Genomic DNA, 15,829 nt, shown 5'->3' on the forward strand with positions numbered 1-15,829 from the left:
CCCGCAGACACATCAATTTTGCGTGAAATTTGACAAATTTGCCGCCCTGTTCAAACTAGCGTCGTGACGTTTTTTTGTAATGAGTAAATTGGGTTATGCAAACTGCAGAGAAGATCAAGGCCCGCACAGAAGCACTGTATGCTCTGGGGTTGGATCAAAACGCCAGTTCGGATGATATCAGAAGCGCTTGGCGGAACATTGCCTTCCACGGTCATCCAGACCAGGCACAGGGCGACAGTTCCGGCTTTACCCGCGCCAAGGATGCATACGATTTTTTGCGCAAAGAAGGGCTGGCGGGCAAAGGTGCTGGGTCCGGAAAACCCAGACGTCCGAAACTACGCCGTCGTATTCTTGCACTCGAGTCATCTGACATCAACGCATGCCGCGCCCTGCTGAACACAGCGTTGCCGAACCGATCGGACGAGGTCGAAGTCCCGGAGTCCGAGCTGTTGTGCAAGTCGGATCATGTACCTGATGCGGTCGGGTTCTTTGGGCGGCATTTGACGTTCTTTGTCTCAACCCCAGTGTTTGAAGGTGCAAACCGTGTGGCGTTGCCGACATCCGTTTTGGCATCCTCGCGCCAGACAGAGACCGAGGTACTCAATTTCCAATCAAACGACTCTGGCGGTGGCGAGGTTGTTGTGCCGGATGCGATCACGGCCCGCACGTTCCCAGGGGCCAAAAGCGTTCGAATTCGGTTCGACGCCGATCAGCAGATGCGAGACGAATTCCAGTTGGCCCACTAACAAAAGCCCGGCAAAATGCGCCGGGCTTTGACTTGGTGAGTGGCCACTTAGTTCGAAATCGGGCCTTCCGAGGTAAATTTCGGAATGACGCTGGAGGATGCGCCGTCGGATTCGATCCCCGGCCAGTTGCCTTCTGCGATATTGATGTTGCCTGGTACGTCTTCTTCCCAGAAGCCAACCACAACATCCGTAATGTTCAGGTAAAGCTTATCATCCACGATGCGCCACAGGTTTGGGTTTGCAGGGACCTTACCGCCTTTCGACACACCATATGCGCAATGCCCGTCATATTGCGGTGCGTAGAAGGCCGGGTTTTCCACAAACTTGTCGCGGTTCTCTTCTGAGGCGAATGCCCATGTGGCACCGTTGTATTCTGCAGTGATGTCCGCGCGGCCGCGCACAGCTTCGGGCTGCGACTGGCCAACCGCTACCTGATCCAGACTACGGTAAGCGACGACGTCGTAACCGGATACGGCGAAACCGGTGCCATCTACATATTGATCGCCAGCGAAGGCCGGAGCGGCAAGGGTCAGAGCCGCAGCTACTGTCAGGGCAAAACGTTTCATGGTGGTAAGTCCTTTTGTCCTCGGGGTTGTTGGTTTGCCCGAACGCGCGGGTCTGGACATACAATAGGTGATTCAGATCGCTTGCGAAGTCCCCCTAACGTCGCTGTGACGTTGAATGAGAATTCGTGAGATGCCGGGTGAGGATTGTTACAAAAAACGCTGCGCTCCGGGGGGTTGGACTCTGGGCTTTGCAACATTAGCTGTTGGAACGGACGGACAATTCACCTGCACTTTGCGAAGAAAGGCAAGAAATGAGCGAGCAACCGACCTATGAGCCCCCAAAGGTCTGGACATGGGACAGCCAGAACGGCGGCCAATTCGCCAACATCAATCGCCCAATCGCCGGCGCCACCCACGACAAGGACCTGCCGGTTGGACGGCACCCCCTGCAGCTTTATTCACTGGCCACCCCCAACGGCGTCAAAGTCACAGTGATGCTGGAGGAACTGCTGGCGCTGGGTCATGAAGGTGCCGAATACAACGCATGGCTGGTCAATATCGGCGAAGGCGATCAGTTCAGCTCGGGCTTTGTCGGGGCGAATCCCAACTCGAAAATCCCTGCTCTTTGGGATCGCTCGGGCGATGAGCCGACGCGCGTCTTCGAAAGCGCGTCGATCCTGTTTCACCTGGCCGAGAAGTTTGGTGCGTTTTTGCCCGCGTCAGGGCCGGAGCGTACCGAAGTCATGAACTGGGTGTTCTGGCAGATGGGCAGCGCGCCTTATCTGGGCGGAGGCTTCGGCCATTTCTACGCCTACGCGCCCGAGAAATGGGAATATCCGATCAACCGCTTTGCGATGGAAGCCAAACGTCAACTGGACGTTCTGGATCGCGAGCTGGCCGACAAGACCTATATCGCGGGCGAGGACTATACTATCGCCGACATGGCGATCTGGCCCTGGTATGGCCAGCTGGTTCTGGGCCGCCTGTACAGCGCCGCAGAATTCCTGGATGTTGAATCCTACAAAAATGTCATGCGGTGGGCCAAAACCATCGACGCCCGCCCGGCTGTTCAGCGCGGCCGTATGGTCAACCGCCCATTCGGTGAACCGCACACCCAACTGCACGAACGCCACGAGGCCAGCGATTTCGAAACCCGCACGCAGGACAAGCTGGAAGCGGCGGCAGAATAACCATGAAAGACCCCGCTAGCCATTCGCTTGCGGGGCTTTTTCCTACTTCAGAATCGGTGGCTTAGCCGGATCGCTGCCGGGTATCGTCTGGGTGGCAACACGCGCCTCGGGCTGCGGCAGATCAAACCGCAAGCCGACCCGCGCCAACGAGGCAGCAGCCTGGTCGTGCGCGCCAAAAAAACCAACATCCATTGCCCCTGCCTCGATCCCGGAAAACGTCAATGCCTCGGACGCGGCCTTGGCCAGCGCGGGCTCGGCCCCTTCGACAGCGCCTATGAACCCCAGCAAGTGGCCTGAACCGCCGGCTTCGGATTTCGTTCCGACCAGGTAAGCGGCCTCGGCCAATCCTATGGCTGTGGCAAGCTTAGCATCCAGCGCAGTCAAAAGATTGTCGGGCAGACCTGCAGGCGGCAAGAACTCTGCCAACCGTTGCTGAACCTCTTCCGGACCATGCTGCAAGGTTTCTGCCAACCAGCCCAGCGCCTCGGACGAGATCAGCATAGAGGACGGCGCGCTTTCAAGGTTGAGCCCCAGCCCGATCCCCTGCCCCGCCAGCATAGCGGACAGCACCCGGCCCGACAGCGCAACATAAGGAACGGGTCGTTCCGCAAAACGCGCCAACCGATCCTCTCTGTCAAAGGCAAGCACAAAGCGCCCATCGGCCACATCAAACAGCTCGGGCGAGACGTGTTCGCCCTGCGCTTCTTCGGTCAGCATCAGAAACAGCTCGCTGTCGGCAAGTCTTTCGAAGAACCGCAAGCGCGCGTTATCGTCTTGCGGGTCGGCAGCCATTGCGGCGTGGGCAGTGTCCAGGGCTGTGGTTTCAGTCATTCAGAACCTCCTGCACCCGCGCACGCAGAACCGGCAGCAGGTCAGCTTGGAACCACGGGTTTTTCTTCATCCATGCCGTATTCCTCCACGAAGGATGAGGCAAGGCAAAGACACGCGGCGCATGGTCTCGCCAATTGCGAACGGTTTCGGTTACCGAAGTTCGCGCATTCAGGTGGTATTTATGAGCGTGCCCGCCCACCAAAACAGTCAGGGGCGGTTCCCCCAGCACTCGCATGACCTTGTCGTGCCAAGTCTGTCCGCAAATAGGCGGCGGCGGCAAGTCTGCCTTGCGCGTATCGTAGCCCGGAAAACAAAAGGCCATCGGAACGATCGAAATCCGTGATCGGTCGTAGAACACGGCTTCATCCACGCCAAGCCAATCCCGCAACCGATCTCCGGACGGGTCGGTAAACGGCCGTCCCGAGGCATGTACCCGGGCACCAGGCGCCTGACCGGCAATCAAAATCGGCGTTCCCGACTGAAACCAGACCACCGGGCGCGGCTGATGCGCGGTCTCTGTCGCGGCAAATCTTTCCGCGCAGATACGACAGGTTGAGATTTCTTTCTGAAGTGAATTCATCAGATGGCAAGGTTTCCTGCATCAAATTGGTTGACGGTCACCCTGAAAGATAGTCAACGAAATGCGTGGGTCCAACCGATGGAAAAGTCACATTACCATCAGCATACTTGCCGATGCATTGATAATTACCGTCAAATTTCGACATAATGTGGCCCACATAAAATGCAGGATAACAACCCGATTACCGGAACGTTCGGTACAATAAAACAAGGTACAAGCAGCAGGCCAAAAATGCTTGAGTTTGAGAATGTCAGTAAGTCCTTCTGGACCGGGACACGCCGCAAGGTGATCCTGGACAGTGTCTCGTTCCGTGTGGAACTGGGGCGCTCGATTGGCATTCTTGCACCCAATGGAACCGGCAAGACCACACTGATTAACATGATGGCGGGGTTGGAAAAACCTGATGAGGGCGTGATTCGAAAGTCCTGCCGGGTGTCTTTTCCCATGGGCTTCACTGGAGGTGTCGCGAGTAAACTGTCCGCCTTGGAAAACGCGCGTTACGTCGCCAATATTTATGGGATGGACCCCGACTACGTAGAAGCCTACTGCAAGTGGTTGTGTGGATTGGGAGAGTATTTTGACCAGCCACTAGCCACTTATTCCAGCGGCATGAAAGCGCGCTTTACATTTGCTCTGATGTTGGCGCTGGATTTCGACATGTACCTGATTGACGAAGGTATGCCGGCGTCGACGGACGTGGAATTCAACAGGAAGGCCGGTGATATCCTTCGGGAAAAACTGCGCACAACGACGATGGTGATCGTGTCGCACAACCCCTCCGTGCTAGAGAAATTTGCGCAAGAGGCTGCCGTTTTGATGGATGGCCAGCTTTACATGTTCGACACCTTGGAAGAGGCAAAGCAGCTATATGACTACCAAACCCAAGGCTAGTATTTACAACTGGCGCGGCAAACGTCGCAAAGCGGGAACAGAAGAAGACCGCGCAGACGCCATTTCGCGTATTCGCAAAGCGACGCAACCACCTGCGGCGGCCAATGACTCACAACCCAGCACCGAGATTGACGCCATCAAACAAGAAGGGCTGACAGGACGCCAACTGCGGATAGCGCGCAGGCTGGCCCAAAAGAATGGCCTAGACCCGGCCTCGGACTATGACGCGGTGCGTTTGCTGCGCCAAAAGGGCATCGACCCGTTTCACCGCGCGAATTTGTTGGGGATGCCGGGCGATACGAAGCGGGCTGACGACCAGACGAAGGACAAAGTAACAATTCACTTGCCGCAAACGGTTAACGAAGGTGGGGAATCCCTGCCGGGGCCCGAGATGACCCCTGCGCAACGGCGTATGCTTGAAATTGGCGAGATACAAAAAGACATCGCCCGCCGCCGCAAACGCAAACTGCTTGCGTTGTTTGCTCGTCTGGCGGTTTTTGTTTTCTTGCCTACCTTTATCGTCGGTTTCTACTTCTACCGTGTCGCGACGCCTATGTATGCCAGCGACTCGGCCTTCTCAATCCTTCAGGCAGACGGCGGCGGCGCATCATTTGGCGGGCTTTTGGCGGGCACCCAATTCGCTACCGCGCAGGATTCTGTCGCCACACAGGAGTTTCTTGAGTCCAAGGATGCGCTGCTAAGGCTTGAGCGCGACATGGGTTTTGCAGAGATTTTCAAGCAAGACTGGATTGACCCTATTCAGCGGCTATCGCCGGAAGCAACGCTGGAAGAGACCTACAAGCTTTTCCGGCGCATGATCACGATCGGATACGACCCGAGCGATGGTATCATCCGGATGGAAGTCGCGGCACCTGATCCGGAGATATCAGTGGCCATTTCCGATCGCCTTCTGTCCTACGCAGAAGACACTATTAACGGGCTCACGGAACTCAAGCGCGAGGACCAGATGCGTGACGCGCGGGCCGGTTTCGAAATGGCACAGGAAGAGCGAAGGAAAGCGCAGGAAGCTCTGATAGAATTGCAGATTCAGGGTGCTTTGCTGGACCCTCAAAACGTCATAGCCAGCCTGCGCGGACGCATCGACGCAATTGAGACACAGGTTCAGGAAAAAGAGCTCCAATTGGCCGCGCTGTTGGACAACCTTCGTCCAAACCAAGCCAAGGTGGATGGTGTCCGTGCAGACATCGCGCGACTAGAAGCTGTGTCGGACGAACTCAACGCGGAAATGCTGGACGTGTCCGCGGGCGAAAATTCGCTTGCCCGGCTTAGTGTGCGTATTCAGATGGCTCAGGCCGATCTGGTCGCAAGGGACGTGATGCTGCAGACAGCAATGCAGCAAATGGAAACCACACGGACCGAAGCGAACCGCAAAGTGCGCTACCTAACCGTTTCTGTTAGGCCGGTGCCAAGTCAGGAACCCACCTATCCGCGCAAGTTCGAAAATACGATTTTGGCTTTTCTGTTGTTTGCTGGTATCTACCTGTTGATCTCGCTTACCGCGTCGGTCCTTCGTGAACAGGTATCCTCGTAAGACACATGAAACATGTAAAAATCTCCGATCTCACGGTCGGCAATGATCTGCCTCTGACGATCATTGCCGGCCCCTGTCAGCTTGAAAGCGCGGATCATGCGCAGATGATCGCGGGCAAAATGAAAGAAGCCTGTGATGCGGCTGGTGCTCAGTACGTGTTCAAAGGCTCGTTCGATAAGGCGAACCGTACCTCGGTGAATGCCGCCCCTGCGTTGGGACTCGACAAGGGGTTGGCAGTGCTGCAATCGGTAAAGGACAACATCGGTGTTCCGGTTACCACAGATGTGCACGAAAAAGAGCAATGCGCGTCCGTTGCCGAAGTATGTGACATCCTTCAAATCCCGGCTTTCCTGTGTCGTCAGACCGCCCTTCTGAAAGCCGCAGGCGCAACAGGCGCGACGGTCAACGTCAAGAAAGGTCAGTTCCTGGCACCTTGGGATATGCAGAATGTTGCAGCCAAGATCGAAAGCACGAACAACCACAACATCATGTTGACCGAACGCGGCGTCAGCTTTGGCTACAATCGTTTGGTTGTGGACATGCAATCGCTACCGGAAATGGGCCGCACCGGGTATCCGGTGATCATGGACGCCACCCACACGGTAGCTCAGCCCGGTGGTTTGGGTGGTGCATCCGGTGGTCAGCGCGAGTTTGCGCCGGTTATGGCACGCTCAGCTGTGGCTGTTGGTGTGGCGGGTGTCTTTATGGAAACCCACCAGGACCCCGACAATGCCCCATGTGACGGGCCCAACATGATCTACCTGGATCAAATGCCTCAATTGATCGACAGTTTGATGCGCTTTGATGCACTCGCCAAAGCCAATCCAATACAGATTTAAGTAAGAGTAATAGCATGACCAAACCCATCCCCGAGGTGACTCCAAACACCTGGAGCTTTCTGCGCGATCCCATGATCAAACCGACCGGCTTTCGCGAATATGACGCGCGCTGGAAATACCCCGAAGAGATCAACCTGCCCGGCATGACTGCACTTGGCCTGGGTTTGGGAACGCAGATGCGCAAACGTGGGATCGAACCGGTGATCGCGGTGGGCAATGATTATCGTGACTATTCCTTGGCGATCAAAAACGCGCTGATCCTGGGTCTTATGCAGGCCGGAATTCAGGTCAAGGACATTGGCCCGGCGCTCAGCCCCATGGCTTACTTTGCGCAGTTTCATCTGAACGTTCCGGCAGTGGCTATGGTCACGGCCAGCCACAACCCTAACGGTTGGACCGGAGTGAAAATGGGCTTTGACCGCCCCCTGACCCACGGCCCCGATGAGATGTCCGAGCTGCGTGACATTGTCCTGAACGGCGAAGGTGCCGCCCATGATGGCGGATCATATGAGTTCGTAGACGGCGTGAAAGAAGCCTATATCGACGATCTGGTCGGTGATTTCAAAATGTCCCGTCCTTTGAAAGTTGTCTGTGCAACCGGAAACGGAACAGCCTCGGCCTTTGCACCCGAGATCTTCGAACGCATGGGCGTCGAAATGGTGCCCAGCCACACCCGGTTGGACTACACCTTTCCCAACTATAACCCCAATCCCGAGGCTATGGAGATGCTGCATGACATGTCCGTCTCTGTATTAGCCAGCGGTGCCGATCTGGCTTTGGGCTTCGACGGCGACGGCGATCGCTGCGGTGTAGTGGATGATGAAGGCGAAGAGATTTTCGCCGACAAGGTCGGTGTGATCATGGCGCGCGATCTGGCCAAGCTTTACCCCAATTCGACCTTTGTGGCAGACGTGAAATCAACCGGCCTGTTCGCAAGCGACCCCGAGTTGCAGGCCCATGGCGTCAAGGCGGACTATTGGAAAACCGGCCACAGCCACATGAAGCGCCGGGTCAAGGAAATCAACGCGCTGGCCGGGTTCGAGAAGTCGGGTCACTATTTCTTGGCCGAGCCCGTTGGGCGCGGATACGACTGCGGGATGCGCGTGGCGGTTGAGATCTGTAAGCTGATGGATCGCAATCCGGACCAAAGCATGTCAGATCTGCGCAAGGCGCTGCCGAAAACCTGGTCGACCCCAACCATGTCGCCTTATGCCGCCGATACCGAGAAATATGACATTCTTCAGCGGCTGGTCGACAAGCTGGTTGCCAAGGCAGATGCCGGGGACAGTTTTGCTGGTCGCGCGATCAAAGAGGTCGTCACCGTCAATGGTGCCCGGGTCATTCTGGACAATGGAAGCTGGGGTCTGGTGCGCGCGTCCTCGAACACGCCAAACCTTGTTGTGGTTTGCGAAAGCAGCGAGAGCGAGGAGGAAATGCGCGCCATCTTTGCCGATATCGATGCTGTCATACGCACCGAACCAGGCGTGGGCGACTACGACCAGACTATCTGATCAAGTCTCTGTCTCGGGGCATGTCACGCGCCCCGAGACGTGCAAAGAATCGCGCTTCAGTTGCCACCAAACAGCTTCAGTAGTCCTTTGTTGACCTCGTCTTCCAGCTTGTTTTTGATGGCGTCTTCGATCTGACCGCTGTCGGTGATGGTCGCATCCAATTCCTCACCAACTTTTTTCAAGACCTTCTGCTTTGCTTCATCCTCTAGCTCTTTGGCCTTTCCCTCGGCAACTGCTTCGATGACTTTGGTCAGGTCCGGTTTGATCGAAGGATTACTCCACGGCCCTACGATCCGCACAGGCACGGAAATCCCGTTGCCAGAGTTCGCCCGCAACGCAACCGGTGTGAAAAGGTAATCTATGTCGCGATCGCCGATACCAACGCGCCCGGTGCCGTCGGCACGGAAATTGTCAAGCGACATCAACAGATCGTCATTCCGCAGCACCCCCTGATCGATGGTGAAACTGGCGGTCAGGCTGTTGAATACCGTCGTACCGGATTCGCCCCCACCGCGCCCCATCAGGCGGTCCAGGTCAAACCCCGAGATCAGGCCTTTGCCGACATTCAAATCCCCTTTGCCGCTGAGCGAACGCATGATTTGATCTTCTGTCTGCCCGACGCCCAGAAATTCGAACGACCCTGATCCAGTACCTGACAGCCGTTCTATCCCGCCCAAGGCAGACAGCGCTTGCTGAATGTCGATACCATCAGCCTTCAGGTTTCCGCCAACCGAAAGCCCGTTCCGATTGTTGGCTACCACTTGCCCGTTCAATTGCCCTGAGAACAGGGTGGCGGGGCTCATCGCCAAAACCGCGCGGGACCGGTCAAGGTTGAGCGTCAGGTCACTGGGACCAAGCGTCAACTCTGGCACCGCTATGGAGTTGGCCTTGAGGCGAATTTTACCGTTTGCCAATGCAAGCGCCGACGCATCAATCGGGGTCGTAGACCAGCCTTCGTCAGGTGACGGCGATGGCTCCGACCCGCCGCCGTTCGAAACAGGCGCGTCATTGAAATTGGTAAGGTCAAGATCACCGGCATCCAGTCGCGCTGTGATCTGCGGCGGGTCCGAGATCACGATATCTGCCTCACCGGTCAAACGGTTATCGTCCAGAATCGCCACCAAATTGCGCAGGGAAATCCGACCGTCACTGGTGTAAGTCATCTGCCCGGACACATCGGCAGCACGCCCCAGCCCTAAAGGCACTCCGACGCCAGCCTGACCAAAAGCCGCCAGCATTTGTTCCGTGTTTGTCGTCTTGGCGTGGAGTTTACCGTCCATCTCACCAGCCAGATTGACGCGCCCGTCAAAGCTGAACTTCCCTCCGGGCGCGGTCAGGGACAGAACAAGCGGTGTTACGACGCCGGACGCATAGGCGGGCAAGTCCTGAATTTTGAGGTCCACATCAACCGTGCCGCCCGGAACCGCCATCTGCGCATCGAGTTCCAGCGGGGCGGAAACGTCTGGCCAACGCGCTGCCAGATCCACATTGGCGAAGTTGAACTTGGTTGTTCCGTTTTCGACATAGACCAACCGGGCGTTGGTCAGCTTCAACTGATCCAGCGTAACTTCACCCTGTTGGCTTTGCGAAGCTGATCCGGTTCCGGTGCTGGCGGGGGTCGTCGCTGCGGGTGTGTCAAGCTCCCAGTTTCCACGGCCATCCGATAGCTCGAGCCGCAGAACCGGGTTCTCGGCAATGACCCGCTTGATGCGCAAATCCCCCGAAATCAGCGCCGCAGCGTCCACGCCAACGGCCAGGCTTTCGGCACTTAGCATTGGTTCCGGACCCGCCCAGGGCGCATTTCCGAAGGTCACGGGTCCAGTCTCCATCCCCAGCACAGGCCAGAAAGACAGGTTCACGTCGCCCGTAAGTTTCAGGTCGCGCCCGGTTTGGGCGCGAACCTGCTCGGCCAGGATGGTCGCCAGCTTGTCGCCGGGCATTAGCAGCAAGGCCCCGATAATCAGGCCGAAAACCGCCACCAACAGAAACAGGATGCGTAGTAACCACTTCATTTTCTGCTCTCCGCCTTTTTCATGCGTTAAAAAAGATCATCCAAAGCCTGCGCTGCATTTGCAAGGGGAAGCGTTCCCCACTATATGCCGCGCCATGACCACGAACCCGCCAAACCTCCGCCCCGACCTAGCACCAGCCGCCCGGATGCCCGAGACGCCACGTTCAAACCAACCAACCATCGGAATGGTTTCGTTGGGCTGTCCAAAAGCGCTGGTCGACAGCGAGCGCATTTTGACCCGCCTGCGGGCCGAAGGATACGGCATCTCTCCGGACTATTCAGGCGCGGATGCCGTGATCGTGAACACATGCGGGTTCCTCGACAGCGCCAAGGCGGAATCTCTGGACGCGATTGGTGAGGCGCTGGTGGAAAACGGCAAGGTCATCGTGACCGGCTGTCTGGGTGCGGAACCGGACTACATCCGCGAACATCACCCCCGCATCATGGCCGTCACCGGCCCGCATCAATACGAGCAGGTGCTGGACGCCGTGCATTCAGCCGTCCCACCCGCTCCTGATCCGTTTGTTGACCTGCTGCCCGCCGCCAGCGTCCAACTAACGCCGCGCCATTACAGCTATCTCAAGATTTCCGAGGGCTGTAACCACAAGTGCAAGTTCTGCATCATCCCCGACATGCGCGGCAAACTCGCCAGCCGTCCGGCACACGCCGTCCTGCGCGAAGCTGAGAAGCTGGTCGACAACGGCGTGCGCGAGTTGCTGGTAATCTCGCAGGACACATCCGCCTATGGGCTGGATCGCAAATACGACGTGAACCCATGGAAAGACCGCGAGGTGCGCAGCCACATCACCGATCTGGCGCGCGAACTAGGCCAGTTGGATGCCTGGGTCCGATTGCACTACGTCTACCCCTACCCGCATGTGCGCGAGCTGATCCCCCTGATGGCCGACGCCGGATGCAACATCCTGCCCTATCTGGATATTCCGTTCCAACATGCTCACCCCGACGTGTTGAAACGCATGGCTCGCCCCGCAGCGGCAGCCAAAACCCTGGATGAGATTGCCGCATGGCGCGCGACTTGCCCGGACATCACACTGCGATCCACATTCATCGTCGGATATCCCGGCGAGACCGAGGTTGAATTCCAGACCCTTCTGGACTGGATGGACGAGGCACAGCTGGATCGCGTGGGTTGTTTTCAATATGAAAACGTCGACGGCGCGCGATCAAACGACTTGCCCGATCACGTACCCGCAGAGGTCAAGCAAGAGCGTTGGGAGCGGTTCATGGAAAAGGCTCAGGCCATCTCTGAGGCCAAACTGGCTGCCAAGGTTGGTCAGACCATCGACGTGATCGTGGACGAAGTTGATGCCGAGGCCGCCACTTGCCGAACCAAGGCGGACGCACCCGAGATCGACGGCAACCTGTTCATTGACGAAGGGTTCGACGACCTAAAGCCTGGCGACATCGTATCGGTCGAGGTCGACGAGGCCGGAGAATACGATTTGTGGGGCACACGCACCTGACCCCAATGTGCCTGTTCACCCCAGATAGGCAGAGCGTGACTTAACTTTATTGGCTTTGGACGGGGATTTCCTGGACCATGAATGAATACCTCAACTCGAAAGAAGGAGGGTTTTCATGTCGTACCTACGTACAATCTCATTCAATTGCATAGCCGTGGTACTTGCGTCCCAACTGTATACTGTTCCGGTAACTGCAGGCAGTATTGCTGTTGGAACAAAGGGCATTGTTGTTGTCGGAGCAAAATCCCAGCAAGTTCATCACCGCAACAAAATCCGAATTCACAAACACTATATCGCGCCAAAAGCCTATGCGCCTAACATCTATCACGCAAAACCAGTTCCCAAACACGCCCCATACGCCAAGCGAAATCTGAAAAAGAGATCCTATCGCTACCTTTACGCGCCTTGGTACGGTTCAAAGAGTCAACGCAATCACCGCAGGTCATTTAGACACGGATATTGACGACTGGAAAGGCGACGATCACCCGAATATGCACGACAATTTAAGTTGAACATCGTGTCGGCATGGAATCGGAAACAAAAAAACCGCCCTCAGGGCGGCTGCTTCAGTGAAGATGAGCGGGCGGCCCGATCAGGACCGCCCGCGAAATTCTTATTGTGCGACCGGGTTACAGATGGTCTGTCCCGCTTCGGTCGTGGCCAGTTCGGTGCCAGCCGGGCAGCTCGGCGTGCCGAACTTGTCGTACTCAGGCGTGATGTAAACCGGTGTCGGCTCTTCCTGCTGCGAGCATGCAGCCAGAACTAGGGCAATTGCGCTAACGGCAGCAAATTTAAGTTTCATGTCCGTCAATCCTCTAAAATTTTCTCATATTGCCCTATTACCTGGGGCCAGTCTCAAAATACGACCTCGTTGATATTATTGCAACAAAATCAATCACGGACTTGTGAGAGTGGCGGTTCCATGCTGCTCAGGCGAATTGCGAAACCGTCTCCTCAGCTTGTGAATATGGCCCTATACTAAGGCAACGACACCAGCCAACAGCGGAGTAGCCAGATGTCTGACAGGCCAAAACCTGCCCAACCAAGCCCATATCCGGTCGAAGTGACCGAGGGAAAAACCTATTTTTGGTGTGCTTGCGGCAAGTCAGAACGCCAACCTTTTTGCGATGGTTCGCACAAGGGAACACAGTTTGAGCCGGTGAAGTATACTGCCGACACCAGCAAGAAGGTGTTCTTTTGTGGATGCAAACAAACGTCTAAACCACCGCTATGCGACGGTTCACACTCTAAGCTGTAATCAAGCCTTCAATTTGTTCAACGTGCCTGCATTCGCGCAGAATTCCGGTGCTGTGTTGGCTTGGGACTGTTGTTTCGACAGCCACAATTCGCATTGGTCGCTGCAATGAGAGGCGCGGCAGCGCGTCACGATTTCTGCATAACCATTGGGGGTCAACCGACCTTCGGCCATGGCTTCGGTCAAGGAAACCTTCATGCATCTGGCCACCGACCTGGTCAGCCAGAAGTGCTTTTCCACGTCTCCCAGAATATCCCGGGACATTGGCAGACCTGCCTTTCGTTCACAAGACACGGTGGCGGGGCATGTTTGTCGCTAGCCGTCGCATTTGCTATCCGATAGCAAGGTGAGCCGGTCAAACAGCGCCGCATTTCTGCAATACTCCGGTGTTTTCCGGTCTGGGGAAGAGTGGGCCAGAAACTGCTCACAATGATCTGGATTGGAACAATCGCTGCAGCGTAGTACGGCGTTAGAAATCTGGTCGATTGAGACGTCGCCGCCTAACGCCGCATCTTCCAGATCGACCCCGACATGGGTTGCCATTTGGTCCACCAGCTCCGCATGTCGTTTCAGAGTGTCTTTGCCAAGCATCGCGCTGTCTCCCTGCCGCATGGTTTTAACAGAATAGCGCACCGGTTCGGGCAGGCATTTGACTCAGGTCAAGGCCCGGCACCGACATGTTCCAGATAGGCGCGGGTGGCATCCTGAACCCTGCGAAAGCGGTCACCGCCAAGTTTTTTGCCCCCATACCAGCGGGTGACAATAACGACGTGGCCGTCCAACCCGGCCCTTTCAAGCATGCGCAGGATTACCATTCCCGCGCCACTTTCCCCGTCATCGGCCTTGAGCGCCCCTGTCGGCAATACCGCCGCCCACGTATTATGCGTGGCCTTGGCATAACTTTTGTCGGACTTGAGCTCTTGCAAAACAGCATCGACGTCACCCCGGGTCGCCACAGACGCACCAGACACGGCGTATTTCGACCCCCGATCCGTCAGGATGACACCCAGCCTTGTTACCTTGGTCATTGCGTCAGTCCAAGCTTTCGGGCGGTGTCCTGAACCATTTGAACACGTTGCGCATTTGGCGGGTGCGAGGACAGGAAACTGTCTTCGGGGTCCGGAATGCGATCAAAGTACTTTGCGCCGATCAATGGGTCGTATCCTGCGTTATGAGTTAGAATTGTGCCCAATTGGTCAGCTTCAAGCTCAAAAGTCTTAACGTTTAACTGGACACCCACTTCCGCCCCAATTTTCTGTGTGCGCTCCAGGTCTTCGCCCTCTTCTCCAAACAATTTACCCAGATTACTGAAAATCGCTGCGCTTTCCTGTGCGTTTTCGGCCTGGCGCGGGATATGACGCAGCAGATGATGCGCAGTTTCGTGCCCGAGTACAAAAGCCAGCTCATCTGGATTTTGCACGGACTGAATCATGGAACGGGTCATAATGATCACCGGCTGACCCTTGTCGTCCAGCGTCTGAAACGCATTCGCCTCCGCTTGTGGATTGAGATCGACAAGAACCGTGAAGTCACAATTTCTGACTTTAGCCCGCCTCAGGCATTCATTCCGGGCTTCCCTACCGATGGAACGGCTCAGATCCCGAACTTCGGCCGCCTCTACCTGGTACTCGCCAGTATTCCCCAACCATTCGGTCGCAGGTTGCAGGCGCGTCTCACCGGCACTACAGGCCGCAAGCAATAGAGGAAGAAACAAACAGATCAGACGATGCATTCATAATCCTTTGAAACGGTTGGCCCGTTTGCACGAACATAGCGCGGAGCCGCGCCGATCACCACAGCCCGATTGGTACGGTACGGGTTGCATTGCACTCGGCTGACCTGCACTCTGCATTCATGTTTTCGATTGAGCATGAATTCGACTCGACAGTCATTACTCTGGTGGACGAAGGCCCCAAGCCTTTGCAAGAGGATGTCGTCATCAACAGCTTCGCCGAATGTGTGACGCTTGAACAATTGGACCCGCGCACGGATCAGATTCAGAGGATTACGCTTTCCCCCGAACAAGTGCGCGATCTGGCGGCGGCTTTGGATCTGCCAGAAGGCGTATACCAAATCCGCGAAACACCGCATCACGGTGAATAGACAAATACCTTGTCGCGTGACGTCTGACCCCGCCTGAGGGTCAGAGTGGACGGCGCCACGCCCATAGCCAGAATGGAACGCACCGCCTCGTTTGCTTTGCCGTTCTCGGGCGGTGCTGTGACGGCTACGCGGATGCCTGTTGTTTCTGACACGATCCCGTTCTTAGCAGCTTTTGGCGTGACCCTGACCTGTATCTCTTCACCGGGCACAGCCCGCGTGCTTAGGTCCGGCACATTTCGCAACTTTGGCTTGGCCATCTTTATCCCTTCTCCCTGAACACCCTTGCACGAACGCGCAGGGAGTGAAATTGATCCTCTGCATCCAGCCGCT

At 56.4% G+C, this 15,829-nt stretch carries 19 protein-coding genes; 9 read left to right on the top strand and 10 right to left on the bottom strand.

The genetic code is table 11. The features are described from left to right. Positions 1-95 precede the first annotated feature (95 nt). Positions 96-746, top strand: a complete 651-nt coding sequence (locus GOW16_RS01795; RefSeq protein WP_170409659.1) for a J domain-containing protein — start codon at positions 96-98, stop codon at positions 744-746. Positions 747-793: 47 nt separating this feature from the next. Here GOW16_RS01795 and GOW16_RS01800 read toward each other — a convergent pair whose 3' ends face one another. Further along, positions 794-1,312 (bottom strand): YHS domain-containing (seleno)protein, encoded by a 519-nt coding sequence (locus GOW16_RS01800; protein ID WP_170409661.1) that lies wholly within the window; start codon positions 1,310-1,312, stop codon positions 794-796. A 251-nt stretch (positions 1,313-1,563) separates the two neighbouring features. Between GOW16_RS01800 and yghU the strand changes: the two genes are divergently transcribed. Beyond that, positions 1,564-2,442: a glutathione-dependent disulfide-bond oxidoreductase gene (yghU, locus tag GOW16_RS01805; protein WP_170409663.1), complete on the top strand. Its 879-nt coding sequence runs from the start codon at positions 1,564-1,566 to the stop codon at positions 2,440-2,442. Between the two features lie 42 nt (positions 2,443-2,484). On the opposite strand, the gene GOW16_RS01810 is transcribed toward yghU, so the two are convergent. Next, the gene (locus tag GOW16_RS01810) at positions 2,485-3,273 is read right to left on the bottom strand and encodes an SseB family protein (RefSeq protein WP_170409666.1); all 789 of its coding nucleotides are present in this window, start codon (positions 3,271-3,273) and stop codon (positions 2,485-2,487) included. Then, the gene (locus GOW16_RS01815; RefSeq protein ID WP_170409668.1) at positions 3,266-3,853 is read right to left on the bottom strand and encodes a uracil-DNA glycosylase family protein; all 588 of its coding nucleotides are present in this window, start codon (positions 3,851-3,853) and stop codon (positions 3,266-3,268) included. Before GOW16_RS01815 ends, GOW16_RS01810 begins: the two co-directional genes overlap by 8 nt. Before the next feature lie 231 nt (positions 3,854-4,084). On the opposite strand from GOW16_RS01815, the gene GOW16_RS01820 reads away from it, so the two are divergent. Genes GOW16_RS01820 through GOW16_RS01835 form a run of 4 tightly spaced genes read left to right on the top strand, consistent with a single transcriptional unit; the run spans position 4,085 to position 8,646 of the window. Further along, complete coding sequence (locus GOW16_RS01820; protein WP_170409670.1) at positions 4,085-4,744, top strand: ABC transporter ATP-binding protein; 660 nt, start codon at positions 4,085-4,087, stop codon at positions 4,742-4,744. Continuing rightward, positions 4,722-6,296 carry a capsule biosynthesis protein gene (locus GOW16_RS01825; RefSeq protein WP_170409672.1) on the top strand — a complete coding sequence of 525 codons (1,575 nt, stop codon included), beginning with the start codon at positions 4,722-4,724 and terminating at the stop codon, positions 6,294-6,296. The genes GOW16_RS01820 and GOW16_RS01825 overlap by 23 nt, the downstream gene beginning before the upstream one ends. Before the next feature lie 5 nt (positions 6,297-6,301). Next, positions 6,302-7,135 (top strand): 3-deoxy-8-phosphooctulonate synthase, encoded by an 834-nt coding sequence (gene kdsA / locus GOW16_RS01830; RefSeq protein ID WP_170409674.1) that lies wholly within the window; start codon positions 6,302-6,304, stop codon positions 7,133-7,135. A gap of 14 nt (positions 7,136-7,149) precedes the next feature. Further along, positions 7,150-8,646: a phosphomannomutase/phosphoglucomutase gene (locus GOW16_RS01835; protein ID WP_170409676.1), complete on the top strand. Its 1,497-nt coding sequence runs from the start codon at positions 7,150-7,152 to the stop codon at positions 8,644-8,646. A 56-nt stretch (positions 8,647-8,702) separates the two neighbouring features. Here the strand turns inward: GOW16_RS01835 and GOW16_RS01840 are convergent, their stop codons facing one another. Next, on the bottom strand, positions 8,703-10,658 hold the full coding sequence (locus GOW16_RS01840; RefSeq protein ID WP_170409678.1) for an AsmA family protein: 1,956 nt from the start codon (positions 10,656-10,658) through the stop codon (positions 8,703-8,705). Between the two features lie 94 nt (positions 10,659-10,752). Here GOW16_RS01840 and rimO point away from each other — a divergent pair, with 94 nt between their 5' ends. Next, positions 10,753-12,141: a 30S ribosomal protein S12 methylthiotransferase RimO gene (gene rimO, locus GOW16_RS01845; RefSeq protein ID WP_170409680.1), complete on the top strand. Its 1,389-nt coding sequence runs from the start codon at positions 10,753-10,755 to the stop codon at positions 12,139-12,141. Positions 12,142-12,754: 613 nt separating this feature from the next. On the opposite strand, the gene GOW16_RS01850 is transcribed toward rimO, so the two are convergent. After that, positions 12,755-12,943 (bottom strand): hypothetical protein, encoded by a 189-nt coding sequence (locus tag GOW16_RS01850; RefSeq protein ID WP_058275732.1) that lies wholly within the window; start codon positions 12,941-12,943, stop codon positions 12,755-12,757. Positions 12,944-13,156: 213 nt separating this feature from the next. Between GOW16_RS01850 and GOW16_RS01855 the strand changes: the two genes are divergently transcribed. Continuing rightward, positions 13,157-13,399, top strand: a complete 243-nt coding sequence (locus GOW16_RS01855) for a CDGSH iron-sulfur domain-containing protein (RefSeq protein ID WP_170409682.1) — start codon at positions 13,157-13,159, stop codon at positions 13,397-13,399. Here the strand turns inward: GOW16_RS01855 and GOW16_RS01860 are convergent, their stop codons facing one another. The 4 genes from GOW16_RS01860 to GOW16_RS01875 form a co-directional block, all read right to left on the bottom strand. After that, on the bottom strand, positions 13,400-13,660 hold the full coding sequence (locus tag GOW16_RS01860) for a DUF6455 family protein (protein WP_170409684.1): 261 nt from the start codon (positions 13,658-13,660) through the stop codon (positions 13,400-13,402). A 51-nt stretch (positions 13,661-13,711) separates the two neighbouring features. Then, on the bottom strand, positions 13,712-13,987 hold the full coding sequence (locus tag GOW16_RS01865; RefSeq protein ID WP_170409686.1) for a DUF6455 family protein: 276 nt from the start codon (positions 13,985-13,987) through the stop codon (positions 13,712-13,714). Between the two features lie 68 nt (positions 13,988-14,055). Further along, on the bottom strand, positions 14,056-14,424 hold the full coding sequence (locus GOW16_RS01870) for a YigZ family protein (protein ID WP_170409688.1): 369 nt from the start codon (positions 14,422-14,424) through the stop codon (positions 14,056-14,058). Further along, positions 14,421-15,128 carry a M48 family metallopeptidase gene (locus tag GOW16_RS01875; RefSeq protein ID WP_170409690.1) on the bottom strand — a complete coding sequence of 236 codons (708 nt, stop codon included), beginning with the start codon at positions 15,126-15,128 and terminating at the stop codon, positions 14,421-14,423. The genes GOW16_RS01870 and GOW16_RS01875 overlap by 4 nt, the downstream gene beginning before the upstream one ends. Before the next feature lie 122 nt (positions 15,129-15,250). Here GOW16_RS01875 and GOW16_RS01880 point away from each other — a divergent pair, with 122 nt between their 5' ends. Beyond that, the gene (locus tag GOW16_RS01880) at positions 15,251-15,499 is read left to right on the top strand and encodes a hypothetical protein (protein WP_170409692.1); all 249 of its coding nucleotides are present in this window, start codon (positions 15,251-15,253) and stop codon (positions 15,497-15,499) included. On the opposite strand, the gene GOW16_RS01885 is transcribed toward GOW16_RS01880, so the two are convergent. Next, positions 15,487-15,756, bottom strand: coding sequence for a DUF167 domain-containing protein (locus GOW16_RS01885; RefSeq protein ID WP_170409694.1), 270 nt, complete (start codon positions 15,754-15,756; stop codon positions 15,487-15,489). The two genes, GOW16_RS01880 and GOW16_RS01885, sit on opposite strands and share 13 nt — an antisense overlap. Positions 15,757-15,829: the final 73 nt, after the last annotated feature.

The organism is Ruegeria atlantica (assembly GCF_013033965.1).
GTDB lineage: Bacteria > Pseudomonadota > Alphaproteobacteria > Rhodobacterales > Rhodobacteraceae > Ruegeria > Ruegeria atlantica_D.